Below are 18109 nucleotides of genomic sequence, written 5' to 3' on the forward strand. Positions count from 1 at the left end.
AAGCAGTGAACATTGAAAGCAGACAAAAACTGATTGAAATCATTAAACTAGCTCGCGGTTCCATGAGCCAGCGAGCATTCGGTAGGCTTTTAGGAGTTTCTGCAACTGCTGTTCAGATGTGGGAAAAAGGCGTCAAGGTGCCAGATACGGAAAATTTGGCTCAAATCGCGTCCAAAGCAGGCTACACAATGGAAGAATTATTGAGCTGCTTGGATGGTAAGCCAATTCCAGAAACTTCAGATTTGACTTTGATTCTACGACAAATCCAGCACATGCCTCTGAGTCAAGTAGCTCAAATAGTCCAAGCGGCGGCTGATAGGTTGGCTGCGGTTGCAGAAGCGTCTGGAGATGAGGCTAAGGCTAGTTAAATAAAGCTTCCTTGGAGAGTTTATCGGCGAAATTTCACTTGATTAATATTTACTAATCAAAAGTGGCAAGATTGGGGAATTAAAATCATAATTGCTTGAGCTTTGCTATTTTTTTTTGTGTTTATCTAAAGCCTCTTGAATTGCTCGCCTACACAATTCGGGAGGGTCTTGTTGCTGCTGTATTTCTTCCTGATTACAAAAGCCAACTAAGTTTGATACTAGTAAGACCACTGGCGGGTGATGAGATATGGTTTTAAAATGGTGAAGTCTTAAATTTTTCAGGGTGTCATTATGTCGCTATGTAGTGAAAATTTAGATTGGCAATTTAAATCTAATGAGCTATATACACCAGTTTATCATAAAGGTGATTTAGTTGGTTTTTTTAAACAAGAATATGCTAGTGAAATCATTAAATTTTTAAATGAGGAAGAAGTTTTATCAAAAGCATTAAAAATAGCTTGCACTGATCTAATTAGGAAGACTGGTGGTGATATTAGTCAAATCAAGCAAGTGATGAAAAAATATATCAAAATTAGTGAACGTCCGAAATATGGAACGAGAGCGATCGCTCTTTTGTTGGGTGAAAGACAAAAGGAGCTAGATTTGAATAATCAAGAGTTTACTAAATTTTGTGATACTTTCAAATTATCACCCACAGAATTGAATAATATTTACGCTGGGGAAGCAGTTGAGGATATTTTATTAGCGCCACTTTCGCGAATATTAGGGATGTCAAAGGAGCGGTTGTTAGAGGTACGGGATGGTGTGGAAGGAGAAACATAAATCTGAGCAAATTATTCAAACCTAGTGAAAACAGACAGCATTTTCTACCGCCTATTTCAAGAATTTCCTCATATCTTCTTTGAACTAATCGGGAATTCTCCTGCTCAAGCTAACATTTATCAGTTCTCATCTGTTGAAATTAAACAAACAGCATTCAGAATCGATGGTGTATTTGTCCCCATACAAGGAGATAGTCACCCGATTTATTTCGCTGAAGTCCAGTTTCAAACAGATAGCAAAATATACTCACGACTATTTGCAGAAGTATGTCTATATCTCCGTCAGAACCAACCGCAAAATGACTGGGGTGCTGTAGTTTTGTATCCTAGTCGGAGTGTTGATGTAGGAGATATCAAACACTACCGGGAGTTTTTCTCCAGTCAACGTGTCAAGCGTATTTATATAGATGAATTAGGAGAAAGTGCCTCTTTACCAATTGGCGTGGCAACCGCTAAATTAGTAGTTGAGTCAGAGGATTCAACAGCAATCGTGCAAGCCAGAGAGTTGATCGACAGAACTAAGCGAGAATCAAACTCTCAATCACGGCAGAAGTTATTACAATTAATAGAGACCATCTTGTTGTACAAGTTTCCCAACATGAGTAGGGAGGACGTAGAGAAAATGTTTGGATTAAGCGAGTTAAAGCAAACAAAATTTTATCAAGAAGTTTTTCAAGAAGGTGTTGAACAAGGTGTTGAACAAGGTATTGAACAAGGGGTCTACAGGGAAAAATTAAGAACGATATCTCGGTTGTTAAAATTAGGGTTTTCTATAGAACAAGTAGCCGAAGCGGTAGATTTGAGTCTTGCAGAAGTTAGAAAAGTGGTGAATGGTTTTGAGAATGTATGATCGCTACAGTCTAGGTTAAAGCAGAAATTAAGTTAGATTAATAGTACTGCAGTACTAAATTTTTAGCAGCAAATGATATTGAATGTGCTTGTGAGAAATTTCCCACGAAGATTTTTTGGGTTAAATTTTGTTAAGATTGACACGGCGTTAGTACATCTTCCCCAAATACCAATCCCCTACCTGAGAGAAACTTGATGCTGCGACTCGAACATATAAGTAAAATATACCCTACAGGTGAAGTTCTCAAAGATATCAACTGGGAAGTCAAACCAGGCGATCGCATTGGCTTAGTCGGTGTCAACGGTGCGGGAAAGTCCACCCAATTGAAAATCATCTCTGGGGAAATGGAACCCACCGCAGGTGAAATCATTCGTCCTGCTAGCCTACATATAGCTTACCTTAACCAGGAATTTGAGGTAGACCCCAGCCGCACTGTCAGAGAAGAATTTTGGACAGTATTCAAGGAAGCGAACCAAGTCCAGCTATCTTTGGCGCAGGTAACGCGAGAGATGGAAACCGCTACTCCAGAAGAATTAGACCAACTGATCAACAAGTTGGATCGCTTACAGCGTCAATTTGAGGCTTTGGATGGCTACGGTTTGGAGTCACGCATTGGGAAAATTTTACCAGAAATGGGATTTGAACCAGAAGATGGCGATCGCCTCGTCAGCGCTTTCTCTGGTGGTTGGCAAATGCGAATGAGTTTAGGTAAAATCCTGCTACAAAAGCCTGATTTATTGCTGCTGGACGAACCGACAAACCATCTAGACCTAGAAACCATTGAGTGGCTGGAAAATTACCTCAGAGGACTCATTACCCCAATGGTCATAGTTTCTCATGACCGGGAATTTCTCGACCGCCTCTGCACCCAAATTGTGGAAACTGAACGTGGTGTATCCGCTAATTACCTTGGTAATTACTCAGCCTACCTTTTACAAAAAGCTGAAAACCAATCAGCACAACTGAGTGCTTATGAACGCCAGCAAAAAGAATTAGAGAAACAGCAAACCTTTGTTGATCGATTTCGCGCCAGTGCTACCCGCAGTACCCAAGCTAAAAGCCGAGAAAAGCAGTTAGACAAAGTTGAGCGCATCGAAGCACCCACAGCTGGAGTCAGAACCTTACAATTCCGTTTTCCCCCCGCACCTCGCAGTGGGCGTGAGGTGGTGCAAATTAAAGATTTAACTCATATCTATGGTGATAAAATCCTCTTTTTAGCAGCGAATCTCTTAATTGAAAGAGGCGATCGCATTGCTTTCTTAGGCCCCAATGGCGCCGGAAAATCAACGCTGCTGAGAATAATTATGGGTACAGAACCGCCCACCGAAGGAAGTGTCACCCTAGGTGAACATAATGTTATTCCTGGTTACTTTGAGCAAAATCAAGCGGAAGCTTTGGATTTGAAGAAAACAGTCATGGAAACCATCCATGATGAAGTTCCTGATTGGAAAAACGAAGAAGTCCGCACACTTTTAGGTAGCTTTCTCTTCACTGGCGACACCGTATTTAAACAGGTGGGAGCATTAAGTGGAGGAGAAAAAGCTCGTCTTGCTTTAGCGAAAATGCTCTTACGTCCAGCGAATTTACTAATATTAGATGAGCCGACAAACCACCTAGATATTCCAGCGAAAGAAATGCTGGAAGAAGCTATCAAAAACTATGATGGTACGGCTATTGTAGTTTCCCATGACCGCTATTTTATTTCTCAAGTAGCTAACAAAATTGTGGAGATTCGTGATGGTGAATTCCGCGTTTATTTAGGAAATTATCATTACTATCTAGAAAAAATTGCCGAAGAACAAGAGCAAGCTAAATTAGCGGCGATCGCTGCGGAAAAAGCTGCCAAAAAATCTGCTAAAACTGCCAAAACTTCTGCAAAACGCAAGTAAGGAGAGATATACATAGCATTCTCATTTGGTGATGGTACTTCCCTTTGAAGATAAAGGAAAAGATGTGTACCTCACGCGATTGAGAACTGCTATATCACTCCTTGGTGATTAGTAGAAATTGATGTTGTTAACAAGAAACCGCAAGTGCACTATTTGCGGTAAAAAATAATTATTAACTAAAATTTTCGTTGCTAGCTGAATAATTATATAGAAAAAACTATCAATACAGTATGAATAAAGACTGCTAGTCCCACCTAATTATCACAAAAAATACGCAATAATCTCAAAAGTTAAAAAAAATCTAAGAAAAATTTAAATCATTCATAAAACAAGTTATTAAGCAGAAATTCACTTGCGGCGGCGATTAGCAATGGTATCATTCGGGTATTACAAAAAGTAAAGGGCAATTTTACTATGACCAAAGCACCTGTTGCTCCTGTGGTGCTAGTCATTTTAGACGGATGGGGCTACTGCGAGGAAAAGCGAGGAAATGCTATTGCCGCCGCTAAAACTCCAGTCATGGATAGCCTATGGGCAGCCTATCCCCACACCCTCATTCGCACGTCAGGAAAAGCCGTGGGGCTGCCAGAGGGACAAATGGGCAACTCAGAAGTTGGTCATTTGAACATCGGCGCTGGGCGAGTAGTACCCCAAGAATTGGTACGTATCTCCGACGCCGTTGAAGATGGTTCTATCCTCAATAACCCAGCACTTGTCAAAATTTGCCAAGAAGTTAGCGATCGCAATGGCAAACTACATCTAGTTGGGCTTTGTTCTGAAGGTGGGGTACATTCTCACATCAGCCACCTATTCGGGTTACTTGACTTAGCCAAGCATGAGCGAATTTCTGAAGTTTGTATCCACGCGATTACTGATGGTCGTGACACCACGCCAAAAGAGGGTGTAAACGCCATCGGTTTACTGCAAGATTATTTAGACCGCATCGGCATCGGGCGGATAGCCACCATCAGCGGGCGCTACTACGCAATGGATCGAGATCACCGTTGGGATCGGGTCAAACGCGCCTATGATGTGATGACACAGGATGGTGCTCTTAGCGATCGCACAGCTTTAGAAGTATTGAAAGCATCCTATGCAGAAGGGGTGACAGACGAATTCATCGTTCCACAACGCATTGCTGCCGGTGCCATAGAGCCAGGGGACGGCGTGATATTTTTTAACTTCCGCCCTGATCGCGCCAGACAGTTAACACAAGCTTTTGTCAGCCCAAACTTTACGGGCTTTGACAGAGAGCAAATCGCACCGCTATCTTTTGCCACCTTCACGCAATACGATTCTGACTTACCCGTGGCTGTAGCTTTTACACCTCAAAATCTCAGTAATATTCTGGGTGAAGTCATAGCCAACCATGATTTAAAACAGTTTCGCACCGCCGAAACCGAAAAATACGCCCACGTCACCTATTTCTTTAATGGCGGTCTGGAAGAACCTTTCCCAGGAGAAGACAGGGAATTGGTAAGTAGTCCGATGGTGGCGACTTACGACAAAGCCCCAGCGATGTCAGCAGAAAAGGTCACAGATGTAGCGATCTCGGCGCTGGAAAAGTGCATCTACTCTCTAGTAGTGATTAATTATGCTAATCCAGACATGGTGGGGCATACTGGGCAGATAGAAGCGACCATCGTCGGTGTAGAAAAGGTGGATCGCTGCTTGGGTCGTCTACTCGCTAGCATCACCAAAGTCGGGGGTACAACAATTATTACTGCTGACCACGGTAACGCTGAGTATATGCTAGATGACGCAGGTAATCCTTGGACAGCCCACACTACTAACCCTGTTCCCTTCATCTTGGTAGAAGGAGAGAGAGCAAAAATCCCTGGACATGGTGCCGATGTCGAACTGCGAAACGATGGTAAGTTAGCCGACATTGCGCCGACAATTCTTGAAATTTTACAACTACCTCAGCCGCCGGAAATGACAGGGCGATCGCTTGTCAAAACTGCAGAATACGACGTGCAACGCGCTCGCACTCCTGTGCAAGCAAGTATGTAAAATGGAAAACAGTTAACTGTTAACAGTTAACTGTCTCTTCTGTGTACAAATTTATTATCTATTTAGATTGCTACCATGACAGTTTCTAACATTGTGCAAGGCATTTGGGCAGCTTCCGCCCTCGGTTTGATTGTGTTGGTGCTGTTGCATAGCCCCAAAGGCGACGGAATCGGCGCAATTGGCGGACAAGCCCAATTGTTTAGCAGCACTAAGAGTGCAGAAAATACTTTGAACCGAGTTACATGGGCCCTGACAGTAATTTTTATGGGTTTGACAACAGTTTTAAGCGCTGGTTGGTTGCCTAAATAAGTATGGGGAGAAAATCCCGATACCCAACACCTAATAACCCGAAAAATTATCTAATTTGGCGGCGCTTGATAGCAGTTCTGGCCTTATCTATTGGCGCAGGGCTGCTTGTCATTTTCACCAACCTGTCATCTCCCGCTTTATTGACAAAATCACCAAAACATGAACTAAAATTAGCAATTTCTCTCCCCACCCCCTCGTCTTCCCATCCTCTACCGCCCACATTAACAAAATGGCAAGACACCACCAATAGCGGCGACTATTTTGACCAAGTTACGCCTACCCAGGTTGGTTATCTAGTTTGGTCACGGTTTCCAATTCGCGTCTATATAGAACCCCAAGCAAAAGTCTGGATTCAAGGTGTTCTACAAGCCGTACAAGAGTGGAATAATTATTTACCTTTGCTGGTAGTCAAACAGCCAGAAACGGCTGATATTCAAATTTTGAGAAAAGTGCCACCCTTACAAGGAAAGCCACTCCGGGCGCGCTCTGCTCAAACTAGTTATGAATTTTATATTAACAACCATGTTTTATCTCACCGTTTCACTATCTTGTTGAGTCCCAGTCAAACGGGCGAGTATGTCCCTGCGGCTATTCGTCACGAACTTGGTCACGCTTTGGGAATTTGGGGACACAGCTTGCTGCCAACAGATGCTCTCTATTTTTCCCAAGTGCGTCAACCACCGCTGATTTCGCCCAGAGATATCAACACCTTAAAAAAGGTATATGAACAGCCAACTAGTTTAGGCTGGTCTTTAAAATAATCAGTTTTAGAATGGCTCAGGTCGGATTTGAACCAACGACCCCAGGCTTATGAGTCCCGTGCTCTAACCAACTGAGCTACTGAGCCAAGCTGAATCTCACGCTTCATCAGTGTAGCATGAGCAATTAGCGATCGCTAGCCTCATGGGCTACAAATTCTCTCAAATCCCAATTAAAAACAGTAAGAGAGAGAGTTAACTCCCTCCCTCAAAGCATGGTTAAGTTATGGACAACTAGCACTAGATGCGACTAGCAAGTAAGGCAACTGGATTAACAGCACCCTTACCTGCTGGATGGATTTCAAAATGGGTGTGTGGCCCGGTACTAAAACCAGTGCTACCCATTAAAGCAATTGTTTCACCTTGGCGCACCTGCTGACCCGCCCGTACGAGTAGCTTGCTGTTGTGACCGTAGCGAGTCATGCTGCCGTCAGGATGGCGGATGTCTACAAGATTACCGTAGCCACCATTGTTCCAGCCAGATTTTTCGATGACACCATCGGCTGATGCGTAAATTGGTGTACCAACAGCATTAGCAATGTCAATTCCCTTGTGTGGGCGTCCCCAACGCATACCGAAACCGGAGGTTAAAACGCCTTTTGCGGGCCATGCATAAGCCGCAGAGGAGGTAGATGGAGGGGGAGTAGCTTCATCTATTGTCCTGGGCAGGTATTGATCTACTGCTGCCAAGGGTGGTAACTGTGGAGATACTCTAGTGCCTCGCATCCTGCCTAGGGAGTCTGAAGCATTAACGCCGGAGGGGACGACCAAACGAGAACGAGACTCATCAGGTGACTGACCACCGGCTTGGTTGGGCAGAAACTCTGGGTTGATTGGCTCGTTGGGTCGAGTCGCCCGATATGGTAATTGAGCGGGTTGAGCACCGTAGTTAACAGTGCCTACAGGAGAAGGTACGGGAATCTGTACTGCATTCCGTAGAGCATTGGGGCTAGACACCGCAAAGTTGTTTGGGCTGGGAACAGGAACTGACACTGCAGCGCTGTCTGTTTCTGCGGTATCTGGCTCAATTACACCAGCTTGTTGAGCGCGGTATTTGTTCCGTAGCCTCTCAATTTCTGCTTGTAAACTCCGCAGCCGCTCATTACCTTTTGTTCTGGCGACCTTCTGGGGTTTTGTCTGCAACTGGATTTGAGCATAAGCTTTTGGCATGGGGGTATCACCACCGACGCCATAGGAATTACCTGAGCTAATATTTGTCCCTAGCTGGTTGTTTACACCTATGGGTGTTGGTACTGTGATGGTGCTGCTGTCACCAATAACCGATAACTGCGGCGCCATGGGTAGGTTCAAGTTAGCACTGGGTGCGTTGACTGAGGGAGCAGCTAACTTGGGAGTAATACTAGACTGCACAACAATGGGGTCAGTTGCTAACTGAGACTGGTTAGCGATGCTGCGAGCAACCCCAGGAGCGGGAATGATCAGTTTTTGACTGATTTGCAGTTGATTGGGATTGGTGAGATTGTTTGCCCTGATGAGTTCTGATACGGAAATACCGTAGCGGCTAGCGATCGCTGCTAGTGTATCTCCTGGCTTCACTTCATAGCTTTCGGGATTGGGTAGGTTAGCTACTTTGAGTGTGGCTGTTTTGGGTGCTGTTAAGGTGGAATTGACAACTCCCGCCTGTTCTGTGCTGGATACTGGGTCAGTTTCCTTGGAATCAGCCACATTTGGCAACTGTTGTGTTGCTGTGTTGCTGACATTGATTTGTGCCGCTGTTTCTTCTACTGTTGAAGACGCCGACTCATTTGTAACTTTTGATAAATTTTTTGTCTCCCCAGACCGCAACTCCGCCAGACTCTTTCTTAGACGGTTCGATTTTTCCTGTAAGCGATTCAATGCAAATTCTTGCTGCGCTTTCAGTTGTGCATTGACTTCACTGTTAACGGCTTGATCTGCTGCTGGCTGGTTTGTCAGCGATTTGGTTTGAGAGCCGCTAAGACCGCTAGCGCTGGAGAGCTTTGTCACATCTCTGGGCTGGCTGACTGACGAACTTGGTACTGCTTGGGGGTGCAAATACAGCGAAGCTTTGACAGTTGCTGTTGATGCGGGAACTTGTACAGATTTTGCACCTGCGACTTGTAACTTAGCTTCAAGCCCAGGAACTTGCGAAATTGCTGTTGGTTCCACTATGACGGGGTTTGCCGGCACACTCGCTGATGAGACACTTTGAGCCTCTAACTTAGTGGTAGCAAATTTCATTTCCGTATCTGGAGCAGCAGGAATCGCTGAGGCTGCTTTTTGGCTACCGACAGGAGCTGCTGCTTGGGCTTGATCGCTTTGTCGAGTCACCAAGAGGCTGGTTGCTCCCATCGAGATCGCTAGGCCAATCATGGCGAAGTTTGTCCGCGCCCGATGATTAGCTTTGGAATTTACTACATTGAGCTGCTCCACCGGGGCATCATCGCTGTTAGAAGTATTTTTCAGCACAGCCGTTACTCTCTTTTTCAATGCTCGTTTCAAAGACGACCTCCTATTGATCACTAGCGCTTAACTGACCTAATTTTTCAGTCTGATACTAGTCAATGATTTAGATCACATCAAGAGACAGATCAAGATCACACCCACCAGAGATACTTACGCAAGATTAACCTGCTTCTCTGATTTAGACAAGATCAAACTTTGCTTGCAAAATTTTAAAATTGCTGTGCCGACTTGTCTGCTTCACTCTTCACACCCTGGGACGCTTTGCTCTTTGCAGTAGTTCATTGCCCGTCTTGCTCAATCCGTAGAAACTTGACAAGCACTGGCTTTGCCGCGTTTACTTCTGTCTGCAATTTACTAGCTATAACCTCTGGAAAAACAATGCTTCCCACTGTAAATATGTTCAAGATATTTTTTTCCAATCCGCCTTCTAAACACGAGACTTTACGTTGATTATTCCCCAAAAAACAACCGTGTAAACTCGCACCGATATTTGCGCCCCTGAAGAATGCTTTTGGAATCAAAGTTGCTCAAATGCCCTTTTAGACTGCTTTTCAAGGTGTTTGTTCCCCAATCCTAATTCGCCGAAATTCATGAAAACCTATGATTCAAATCCGGCATCGGCTCACTTGTGATATACAAATTTCTTATATAACCTGACTCGTGTGCGTAAGTGTTTAGCACTGTGTTTCGGGCAATCTATCCAAGTCAAGTATACCTGTTCACATTTTTAATGTTGTATCAATGAATATTTTTGCTGAAAGAGATTGCTTACTTCATAAAACTTTTGAATTTATTAAGTATTTTTACTTATAATTTCTAGAAAGAGGCTACTGTAGGTAAGTTAACTGACGACGAGCTTCAAATAATCCTACTGCTACACTCACGGATAGATTCAGGCTGCGAACTTGGGGTTGAGCCATGGGAATGTGGAGGGTGGTGTCACAAGCCGATAGCACTGCTGGAGATAAGCCAGTGGTTTCGCTACCGAATAACAACCAGTCGCCGGATTGAAATCGAAATTCTAAATAATTCAAACTACCGCCCACACTAAATCCTAGTCGTCTACCGCCTCGTTGTTGACGTAGGCTTTCAAAGGCTGTTAGGGACTCGTGATAGTGAAGTTTCACATAAGGCCAATAGTCTAAGCCGGCTCTTTTGAGGTAGCGATCGCTAATCTCAAACCCCAAAGGCCCCACCAAATGCAATTCTGTTCCCGTCGCCGCGCAGGTGCGGGCTATATTGCCTGTATTGGGAGGAATTTGTGGGTTGACTAGAACTACCTGCACCATCGTCAAGGAAATAAATGTATTGTAGAAAACACTGTATCTACTTTACTAAATCTATATAGAGATAGAAGCTATCCATAGGTTTTACTAATCAGACCCGAATTACCTCTATCGATTAGATTTTTTGAACAGATAAAGTATATCTGAAAGCTATATACCAAAGCAGTTTTCATCACTCTCAAGAAATATATTTGCTTTGTGAAGATGAGATTTCTTGATGTTTGATGAAAATTCCGTATATCCTCTGAGAAATCTACCATTAGTCAGAAGACACAGTATGGGGTGTCATACCACCTGGGAAGAACACAATTTGTTTTCTAATTCGATTTCCCGTTCTTGGGTAGCAACGATCGCCTGAGTGATGACGCGCTGACAGTCGAATCCGACTGCGTGGAGTTGCAGCCATTGTTGGGCTTCATTACCTTCGCGGAGTATTTTGCGTAGGGGGGACAGGAAACAGCTAAAACCTTGTTGTTTAGCGATCGCCCAAACTTCCTGATACAGTTCCTCAATCCAATCTCTAGCGATGATGGTGCTGCCATCTTGCCAACGCTTGAGTTGGGCATCTAAACTGGCAGATGCGGCTGCGGCTTCGTTTTCTGCCGTTAAGGTGACGAGTTCTGTAGGTGAGAGAGTGCTCTGAGTTAGAGGATCTATATTTGGTTGGTCAATTAGCTGTAACAGCCGCGCTTCTAAGAAAGCGGTAATGGCGAGTAAGGCTATGGGATCTGTAACCAAATCACAAATTCGCAATTCTAGACGATTCAAATCATAGGGACGGCGATCGCCATTGGGGCGTACTGATGACCACAAATGGCGGACATTTTGCATTGTCCCGGCGGCTAGCTGTTCTTCTACCCATTGGATGTGGTGGGCGTGGCTGGCGAATAGGGGTACATGGGCGGGGGTTTGGGGAAAGATTCCCCAGCGAGTGGAGTGATAGCCTGTGGTTTGACTATCCAGAAATGGAGATGAGGCGCTGAGGGCTAGAAATAGGGGGGCTTCCACACGAATCACGCGACAGGCGCGCATCAGGAGTTCTGGATCGCTGATGCCAACATTGATGTGGACGCTGGCGGTGACTACTTTTGTGCCGTAGGTTTGTTCTATGTAGTCGTGGTAGGGGTTTGTGGGATCGGAGCGAAAAAAGCGATCGCTCCTCCCAAGAGATAAAGTACTACCGGGAATTAAGGTATAGTTACCCAAACGCTGGATATAGTGTCGCAGTTGCCGACGTGGACTCAACAAAGCACACAACAACTGGTCGTAGTTATACAGCGGTTTAGTAATGTACTCCACATTGCGGCTATCAGGCTCCCGCACAAATCCATCTAAAGCCGAGACAATCTTGTCGGAGAGACCGACGATTTCACCTTGAGGTGTCCCAGTGTACATCTCAATCTCAAAGCCTTTCGTTAAGACCACTTTGTTTTCCTCGCCTCTCCTAGTTTATAGATTGTATCGAATTAGACGGTTTTTTGCACAGTTATTCTTGTTAAATCCCAGTTAAGAATCATTGAATTTATTGCTAAAAAGCCACTAATGTTTTCTTTGGTGTGGGGGTATTTATTGAGAAAGGTAGTATGAAAAATTTCCTCAATATATTGAGTTGTAATTTTACATAATCTACTGGAGTTAGAACTAGTCATAAAACATACTGAGAAGAAAATGTAGCAAAAAATGTTGCATATCCCAGCTTTACAAAATATTACTCACTTACGTTTGTGCTTTGGCGCTTGTTTTTGCTGAATTTGGCTAGGAGGCGTAGTATGTTGCGAGAGGAATGTAGCAGGTGAATCACTATTGTGGGCGATATCGAGACGGAGAAATTGGGCCCATGCTTCAGTGTTGAGTAAATTACTGGCTGTTTCATAATTATCAACAGCGATCGCGCCGATAACTTGACGCCATGCTATTTTTAGAGGCTCAACAAATATTTCTTCGCCAGAAATTTCATTCAACAAAGAAATAGCGGTTTTAAAAGTTCCTGAAATAGGAGACAAACTTTTTCTTTTTAATCCTTGAAGTACCACATTTAACCACACTGGTAGAAGCTCTAACCAGCTATTTTTTTGAATAGTAGTGAGCGCTAGTTCTTCTTTACCCAAGACACACCAAATACATAGAGGTTCAATAGCTAATTGTGAATCACGGAGTTTTACAGCATTTATCCACAATTGTTGAGCAATAAATTCCAGTATACTTGATGGTAATTTTAAGACTTGCTGATTTTTTCTGACTTCAATACTTAATTTATGATTAATTTCATCAAATATTATAAAAAGCGATAAATTTTGACCAATATTATTGATTGGAGATAGTACCCGAAAAGCTGTAATAATCTTACCTGTTTCTGAATTATCGAACTCTAAATCAGACCGCTGAATAATTTGCTTTAATTCCTCAAGGCTTAACGTGGAAATATCGCTAAGTTTATCATCAGTTTTCAAAAAAACTGCTGCATCGTTCTGGTTTATAGGAGTTTCATTTGCAGACTGAGATTGTAAAGTAATTTTTTCAGTTAAAGGGTCTGTGACAGCATATATTTGTATGGAGTAGGGAGCCTGTAACATAGTACCTTTTTCATAAAAAGTTCGTCCTTCAGCGGTAACTGTAATTGGTGATTTAGCTGCTAAAGTTTGTAACTTTTGTAAATTAGAAATAGTACTGCGGACAAATATAGGATCAAGCCCAAGTACAGATGCTAATTCATCTCCGCTGGGGGGTGGATCAAATTCAATTCCAGCGCGGATAATAAATTCTTCCAATACATTAAATTTGCGTTGTTCTTGAACAGTTAATTCTATAATATTTTGACGCAAGTTGTAGTGGAATTGGCGCGCCATAATCACTGAAATATTAGAATTTTGTGATTCAATTTCAGCTATCAATTTATGGAGATGCTCATCAATTGGTTTAGCAGAGGATGCGAGAAACATCGATGAAACCTCCGTGATGGTTAACAATATCAGAAACCTGAGAATACATCTTGCCAACTTTACCGGGTTGCTGAGTAAACAAATCGTGACTTCCTACAATTATTAATAGTTCTTGGGCGCGGGAAAAAGCAACGTTAACTCGTTCTGGTTTTTTAGCAAATCCCACATCGCCTCTATGATTATTGCGAACCATGCTGACAATTACAATAGGTCTTTCCATACCTTGAAATTGATCTACGGTTCCAGTGCGAATATGTAGTGAAGGGAAAAGTTCAGATTGCAAGCGTTCGTCAATTTTTCTGAGTTGAGCGCCGTAAAATGTAATCACAGCAATTTCTTTTTTAGGTTCACCATTAGCAACTCTAGAAGACCAAGTATTTTCAAATTGCTGACACAAATTTTCAATGACATCAATTTCGGGAATATTGAAAAATGAAGTTCCTTCACGCTGTTCTGTAAATTCGATTGTTTCTGACATTTTTATCCAAATCAGATGATGGTTTTGTTGAATAATATCACCTGCTAGATTATGGGCGCGTTTGGTGTCAGGTTCTAAAATTCCACATTCTAATTTACCATCATAAAACTGATTAATTGCGCCCATAATAAATGGATGCATTCGATATTGAGTGGTTAGCATTTGCTTGATACTGTTATCAGCAGTTTCAAACTGCTTTTTAAAAAGAGATTCTTCTAAAAACTGCACTTCATCTCGTCCACTTCTCAGTGATTGAGCAACTTCTTCTATGGTGCTAGTGTCAAGCATTGGTGGTAATTGTCGATGATCGCCCACCATGACTAGCTTTTTACCTTTTAAAGCGGGAATTAATAACTCTGGTGGTGTACACTTACTAACTTCGTCAATAATCACAACGTCAAAGGATTGAAATTCTTCTGAGAATTCTCTATTTGCTGCTTGTACACAGGTAATTCCGATGACGTTGGCGTTGTCTAGATAAATACGTCTTAAATCGTGGCGATCGCTCTCTGTAGGGTTGCGTACCTTTGCAATCCAATCTTGCACAAAATTCTCATATCTATTGATATAATTGTCTTCTTTTTGCAGTTCCTGTTTCCAAGTTTCAAACTGATTTTTAATCTTATATAACAAATCTATATTAAATAAATTTGTATCAGCCATATCAGGCTTGAATTTAACAGGTATGATTTGCCATAATTCTTGCAACCAGTTTCTTTCTGCTCTTAAGTTTTCTGATAACAGTGGTTGTGTCAATTCGTGGATTTGTGTTTGTATTTGATTGAGAGCAACTCTAATCATTTCAACTTCTGTTGTGAGATTTTCACTATGCTCATTCAGAGAATTTTTAGTTGCAGCCAACATTGCTAAATAATCTAATGAGGGAATTAATAGTTCTAGCTGATTTAAGTTACTTTTCCAAGACTGTACTTTTTGAGAAAACTCTTGTGGTTGTTCCCAAATGTTGGATTGTTTATTGAGGTATTTTTCAGTCAATGTGCGTAATTTATCAGGTATATTCGGCTGTTGGTAAATTTTTTGCAAAATTTCTAAAACTCGTCCTAACTTTAAATTAGCATCTTGGCTTTCTTTTTCTACTTGAGTTTGGGCTGTGGATATTTGTTGTTGGGTAATTAGGCTTTGATCTAGTTCATTTAATTGTTTTTGTAGGTGTTGCAAATTTTGTTCAGCTTCGGTTTTAATATAGGCAACACACTTGCGCGCATTTGTCAGGATATGTTCTAATAACTCTTGTGTAATTCTGGTGAGAGTTGCATTGAGATTTTTGTTATCCCATGATTTACCATAAATTTGACGGATTCTCACCAAGAAAATCTGGGTATTTTCAACTAGCAATTTACGCTGATTTTGGGTGAGTAATTGATAATTATTAAATTCTTGAAAAATTTGTTGCCATTGAGTGCGATCGCTATTTGATAAGATTATAGGTATCTGGCTAAAATTTTGTTGTAAAAAGTGACTAAAATTATACTGCTTACCTCGTCTATCGCTAAAACCTCCCTCTGCTTCATAAGATAAGGCTTTGACTAAAAGCTCCCATTCTGGCAAAATCAAACTGTAATTTTTTGGCACGATTGACAATTTTAATTTACTGGCGAACATTAACAATCCCAATGGTAACTGCACCATATTTTCTGTTAATGGTTGTCCAGATTTATAACAATCACTTAATATTTGATATAACTCAGAAGCTGCGGTAGACTTCCATTCTGTCACTGCTTCAATAATATAATTAATTTCCCGTTGGCGATTTTCCCAACCGCGAATAGTTTGCTGTAAACTTTGTTGTTTGGTCAACAGTTGTTGATAATTTGTTTGTAATTGATTTAAATCGGTAGCATTCTGTTGAAAAACCTGTGCTAAAGTTGCGACTTCTGACATAGCAAAAGCTGCAGTTTCCGCATCAGTCAATGCTGTTTTTAGTACAAAGATTTCTGTAACTACTGTTTCCTGTAACCAAGCTGCTAGCCCAAATGCGCCGCATTCAGGGCGAACTAAACCTACTTCCTCAGTGTAGTTGATGGCTTGACGAACATTATATAAAAAAGCTTTGACTTGATTGTTACCTTCTGTATATGTTTGCAGACGTGGTAGAAAGTTTTTAACTTCTAATGATTCCCAATTAATATTTGCTGGAGAAAGCAAGTGTTCAAAATCTGTTAAGAGAGATGCAATTTCTTTTTTATGAGTTAATTTATCAGTATAAGATGCTTCTTGATTTTTGAAGTTTGTCTCTAAAGCAATCTTAGTTTTTTGAAATTCTTCTTGTTGTTGATTGAATTGTTCTTCGACTTGGAGATAATCTGTGAATCTTGGAGACAATGCTAATAATTGACGGAAAAGTTGGATATTACCATGACGTTGCTGCAGATTATTTTCGCAGTCATGAGCAGTATTTTCTAACCATGTACCTATCACTTTTTCTTCTAAAAATGGCTGTCCTTCGTCTCCGACTTTCTCAGCGCGTCCCTTTCGTACAGCCCGAATTACAGGATTGTGAACTAATCGACTTAAGGCGTTATCTACAGCTAAATTTGCTTGAGAAGCGATGAGAGTACGTCCACCTCGTAAAGCAATTTGATAACAAATTTCAGCAATTACGGTTGTTTTACCTGTTCCTGGTGGCCCTTGAATGAGAACAAGATCATCAGCTGCGAGTACGGTTTCTACTGCTGCTTTTTGTCCTGGATTAGCAGCAGATAATAATAAATCTTTTGGTTGTAATTGAATAGTTTTTTTAATTGGTCTTGCTTGGGAAGCATCAAATAAAAAATTACCCAAATAAGGGTTTTGAGTGCGTCCGTTATTTAAATCTTCTAAAGCTTTTTTCTTGCGCTGAATTTGTTGGATGTCACCAACAGCTTCAAAACATAAAAAACCAATATTTGGTAACTGATAACGTTCAGTAGCAATATAATCAGCTAATTCCCGTTCTAGCCGTAAATTAATTAGACAACGTTGAGAGTCAATACCGATAATCGACCCTAATTGACGACCATTATACCAATTTTTTCCTACAGGAGCAGTTTCAAAAAGTTTTAAATCATCGTTTTTAGCTCGTTGTACTCGTTCCCAAAAATTCTTGACTTCTAAAGCATTTTCACGGGAGCCGTCAAGGGTGGCGGAGGTAACATTAATTTCTAAAATAACTTGTCTTTTAGAAACATATTTATAACCACTGTAAGCTACGCAAAACTGACGTGCTTTGGCAATATTTTCTTCAATTTGTAAAAAAGCTTTCCAAGCCTTGAGTTGGTCTTCTGTGGGTATATTATCCCCACAAACTGGCATACTTGCTATGCGTGTTAATGCTTTAAAGGGAATATCAATATGATGTTGGTGATTCGGACATAAACGCAAGCGATAAGCTGCTCTATAAGCATCAGCACTACCTTTTGAAAGTGGTAGCAATTGAATTGATAATATTTTTAAACCACCCTTGCCATTTTTTTGCACTGCGGCTTTAAATCCTAGGGTTTTTCCTAACTTTCTGAGTCTGATAGGTAATTGGGAATCATCTCTATCTGTAGCTATTGTCAGTTCCCAAATTTCTTCTCCTGGATCTTTTCCCGCACCCTGACGACTGATATAAAATAAACAAGCTTGTTTACCAACACATTCAAACATGAGTTCATGAGCACGTTCTCGCCGCTCTTGAAAATCAGTATAAGATTCTAGTGTAGATTGTCCTTCAAGATGGCGAATCAAACTATCAATTGATGAATTGATCAGTCCATAACCCCAATCTTCTACATCTGTTTTTTTCTTGGCAGAATTTTTAGATGTGGTGGATGTTTTTTGAGTGACTGTGATGATAACTTCTGCTTCTGCTTGAGAGATGGTGCTGCTGGGACTTTTAGCGGTGATGTTAAGTTGTTCACAAATTGCTAATATTTTTTTGCTGTCTAAATTCAGTTGTTTTGATAATTCATAAATTCTAATTTTGGTGTTATTCATCATGGTGAAGAAAT

12 protein-coding genes and 1 tRNA gene are annotated in these 18109 nt (G+C 41.6%); 7 read left to right on the forward strand and 6 right to left on the reverse strand.

The window, feature by feature from the left end:
- The first annotated feature begins 5 nt into the window (after window positions 1–5).
- The 7 genes from MIC7126_RS0100860 (at window position 6) to MIC7126_RS0100890 (ending at window position 6972) form a co-directional block, all read left to right on the forward strand.
- Window positions 6–368 carry a helix-turn-helix domain-containing protein gene (locus tag MIC7126_RS0100860; protein ID WP_017651224.1) on the forward strand — a complete coding sequence of 121 codons (363 nt, stop codon included), beginning with the start codon at window positions 6–8 and terminating at the stop codon, window positions 366–368.
- A 291-nt stretch (window positions 369–659) separates the two neighbouring features.
- Window positions 660–1151: a hypothetical protein gene (locus tag MIC7126_RS0100865; RefSeq protein ID WP_017651225.1), complete on the forward strand. Its 492-nt coding sequence runs from the start codon at window positions 660–662 to the stop codon at window positions 1149–1151.
- 24 nt (window positions 1152–1175) lie between these two features.
- Window positions 1176–2000, forward strand: coding sequence for an Rpn family recombination-promoting nuclease/putative transposase (locus tag MIC7126_RS0100870; RefSeq protein ID WP_017651226.1), 825 nt, complete (start codon window positions 1176–1178; stop codon window positions 1998–2000).
- A gap of 194 nt (window positions 2001–2194) precedes the next feature.
- Complete coding sequence (locus MIC7126_RS0100875; RefSeq protein ID WP_017651227.1) at window positions 2195–3889, forward strand: ABC-F family ATP-binding cassette domain-containing protein; 1695 nt, start codon at window positions 2195–2197, stop codon at window positions 3887–3889.
- 414 nt (window positions 3890–4303) lie between these two features.
- A complete protein-coding gene (gene gpmI / locus MIC7126_RS0100880; RefSeq protein ID WP_017651228.1) occupies window positions 4304–5902 on the forward strand; it encodes a 2,3-bisphosphoglycerate-independent phosphoglycerate mutase in 1599 nt (532 codons plus the stop codon).
- A 75-nt stretch (window positions 5903–5977) separates the two neighbouring features.
- Window positions 5978–6211 (forward strand): preprotein translocase subunit SecG, encoded by a 234-nt coding sequence (secG, locus tag MIC7126_RS0100885; RefSeq protein WP_017651229.1) that lies wholly within the window; start codon window positions 5978–5980, stop codon window positions 6209–6211.
- A 2-nt stretch (window positions 6212–6213) separates the two neighbouring features.
- Window positions 6214–6972 (forward strand): hypothetical protein, encoded by a 759-nt coding sequence (locus MIC7126_RS0100890; RefSeq protein WP_017651230.1) that lies wholly within the window; start codon window positions 6214–6216, stop codon window positions 6970–6972.
- Between the two features lie 12 nt (window positions 6973–6984).
- On the opposite strand, the gene MIC7126_RS0100895 is transcribed toward MIC7126_RS0100890, so the two are convergent.
- The 6 genes from MIC7126_RS0100895 to MIC7126_RS0100925 form a co-directional block, all read right to left on the reverse strand.
- Window positions 6985–7058 (reverse strand) — tRNA-Met (locus tag MIC7126_RS0100895).
- 151 nt (window positions 7059–7209) lie between these two features.
- A complete protein-coding gene (locus MIC7126_RS0100900; protein WP_026099939.1) occupies window positions 7210–9450 on the reverse strand; it encodes a peptidoglycan DD-metalloendopeptidase family protein in 2241 nt (746 codons plus the stop codon).
- 791 nt (window positions 9451–10241) lie between these two features.
- The gene (locus MIC7126_RS0100910) at window positions 10242–10703 is read right to left on the reverse strand and encodes a tRNA (cytidine(34)-2'-O)-methyltransferase (protein ID WP_017651233.1); all 462 of its coding nucleotides are present in this window, start codon (window positions 10701–10703) and stop codon (window positions 10242–10244) included.
- A 282-nt stretch (window positions 10704–10985) separates the two neighbouring features.
- A complete protein-coding gene (gshA, locus tag MIC7126_RS0100915; RefSeq protein ID WP_026099940.1) occupies window positions 10986–12125 on the reverse strand; it encodes a glutamate--cysteine ligase in 1140 nt (379 codons plus the stop codon).
- A 287-nt stretch (window positions 12126–12412) separates the two neighbouring features.
- On the reverse strand, window positions 12413–13639 hold the full coding sequence (locus MIC7126_RS0100920; RefSeq protein WP_017651235.1) for a hypothetical protein: 1227 nt from the start codon (window positions 13637–13639) through the stop codon (window positions 12413–12415).
- Window positions 13617–18095, reverse strand: a complete 4479-nt coding sequence (locus MIC7126_RS0100925; RefSeq protein WP_017651236.1) for a translation initiation factor IF-2 N-terminal domain-containing protein — start codon at window positions 18093–18095, stop codon at window positions 13617–13619. Before MIC7126_RS0100925 ends, MIC7126_RS0100920 begins: the two co-directional genes overlap by 23 nt.
- Window positions 18096–18109: the final 14 nt, after the last annotated feature.

Source organism: Fortiea contorta PCC 7126 (genome assembly GCF_000332295.1).
Taxonomy (GTDB): Bacteria; Cyanobacteriota; Cyanobacteriia; order Cyanobacteriales; family Nostocaceae; genus Fortiea; species Fortiea contorta.

What these genes read in the sequence shown, in the direction of transcription:
- MIC7126_RS0100875 (WP_017651227.1), top strand. Translation starts at nt 2,195, where the DNA reads ATGCTGCGACTCGAACATATAAGTAAAATATACCCTACAGGTGAAGTT.
- secG (WP_017651229.1), top strand. Translation starts at nt 5,978, where the DNA reads ATGACAGTTTCTAACATTGTGCAAGGCATTTGGGCAGCTTCCGCCCTC.
- gpmI (WP_017651228.1), top strand. Translation starts at nt 4,304, where the DNA reads ATGACCAAAGCACCTGTTGCTCCTGTGGTGCTAGTCATTTTAGACGGA.
- MIC7126_RS0100890 (WP_017651230.1), top strand. Translation starts at nt 6,214, where the DNA reads ATGGGGAGAAAATCCCGATACCCAACACCTAATAACCCGAAAAATTAT.
- MIC7126_RS0100865 (WP_017651225.1), top strand. Translation starts at nt 660, where the DNA reads ATGTCGCTATGTAGTGAAAATTTAGATTGGCAATTTAAATCTAATGAG.
- MIC7126_RS0100925 (WP_017651236.1), bottom strand. Translation starts at nt 18,095, where the DNA reads ATGAATAACACCAAAATTAGAATTTATGAATTATCAAAACAACTGAAT.
- MIC7126_RS0100910 (WP_017651233.1), bottom strand. Translation starts at nt 10,703, where the DNA reads ATGGTGCAGGTAGTTCTAGTCAACCCACAAATTCCTCCCAATACAGGC.
- MIC7126_RS0100920 (WP_017651235.1), bottom strand. Translation starts at nt 13,639, where the DNA reads ATGTTTCTCGCATCCTCTGCTAAACCAATTGATGAGCATCTCCATAAA.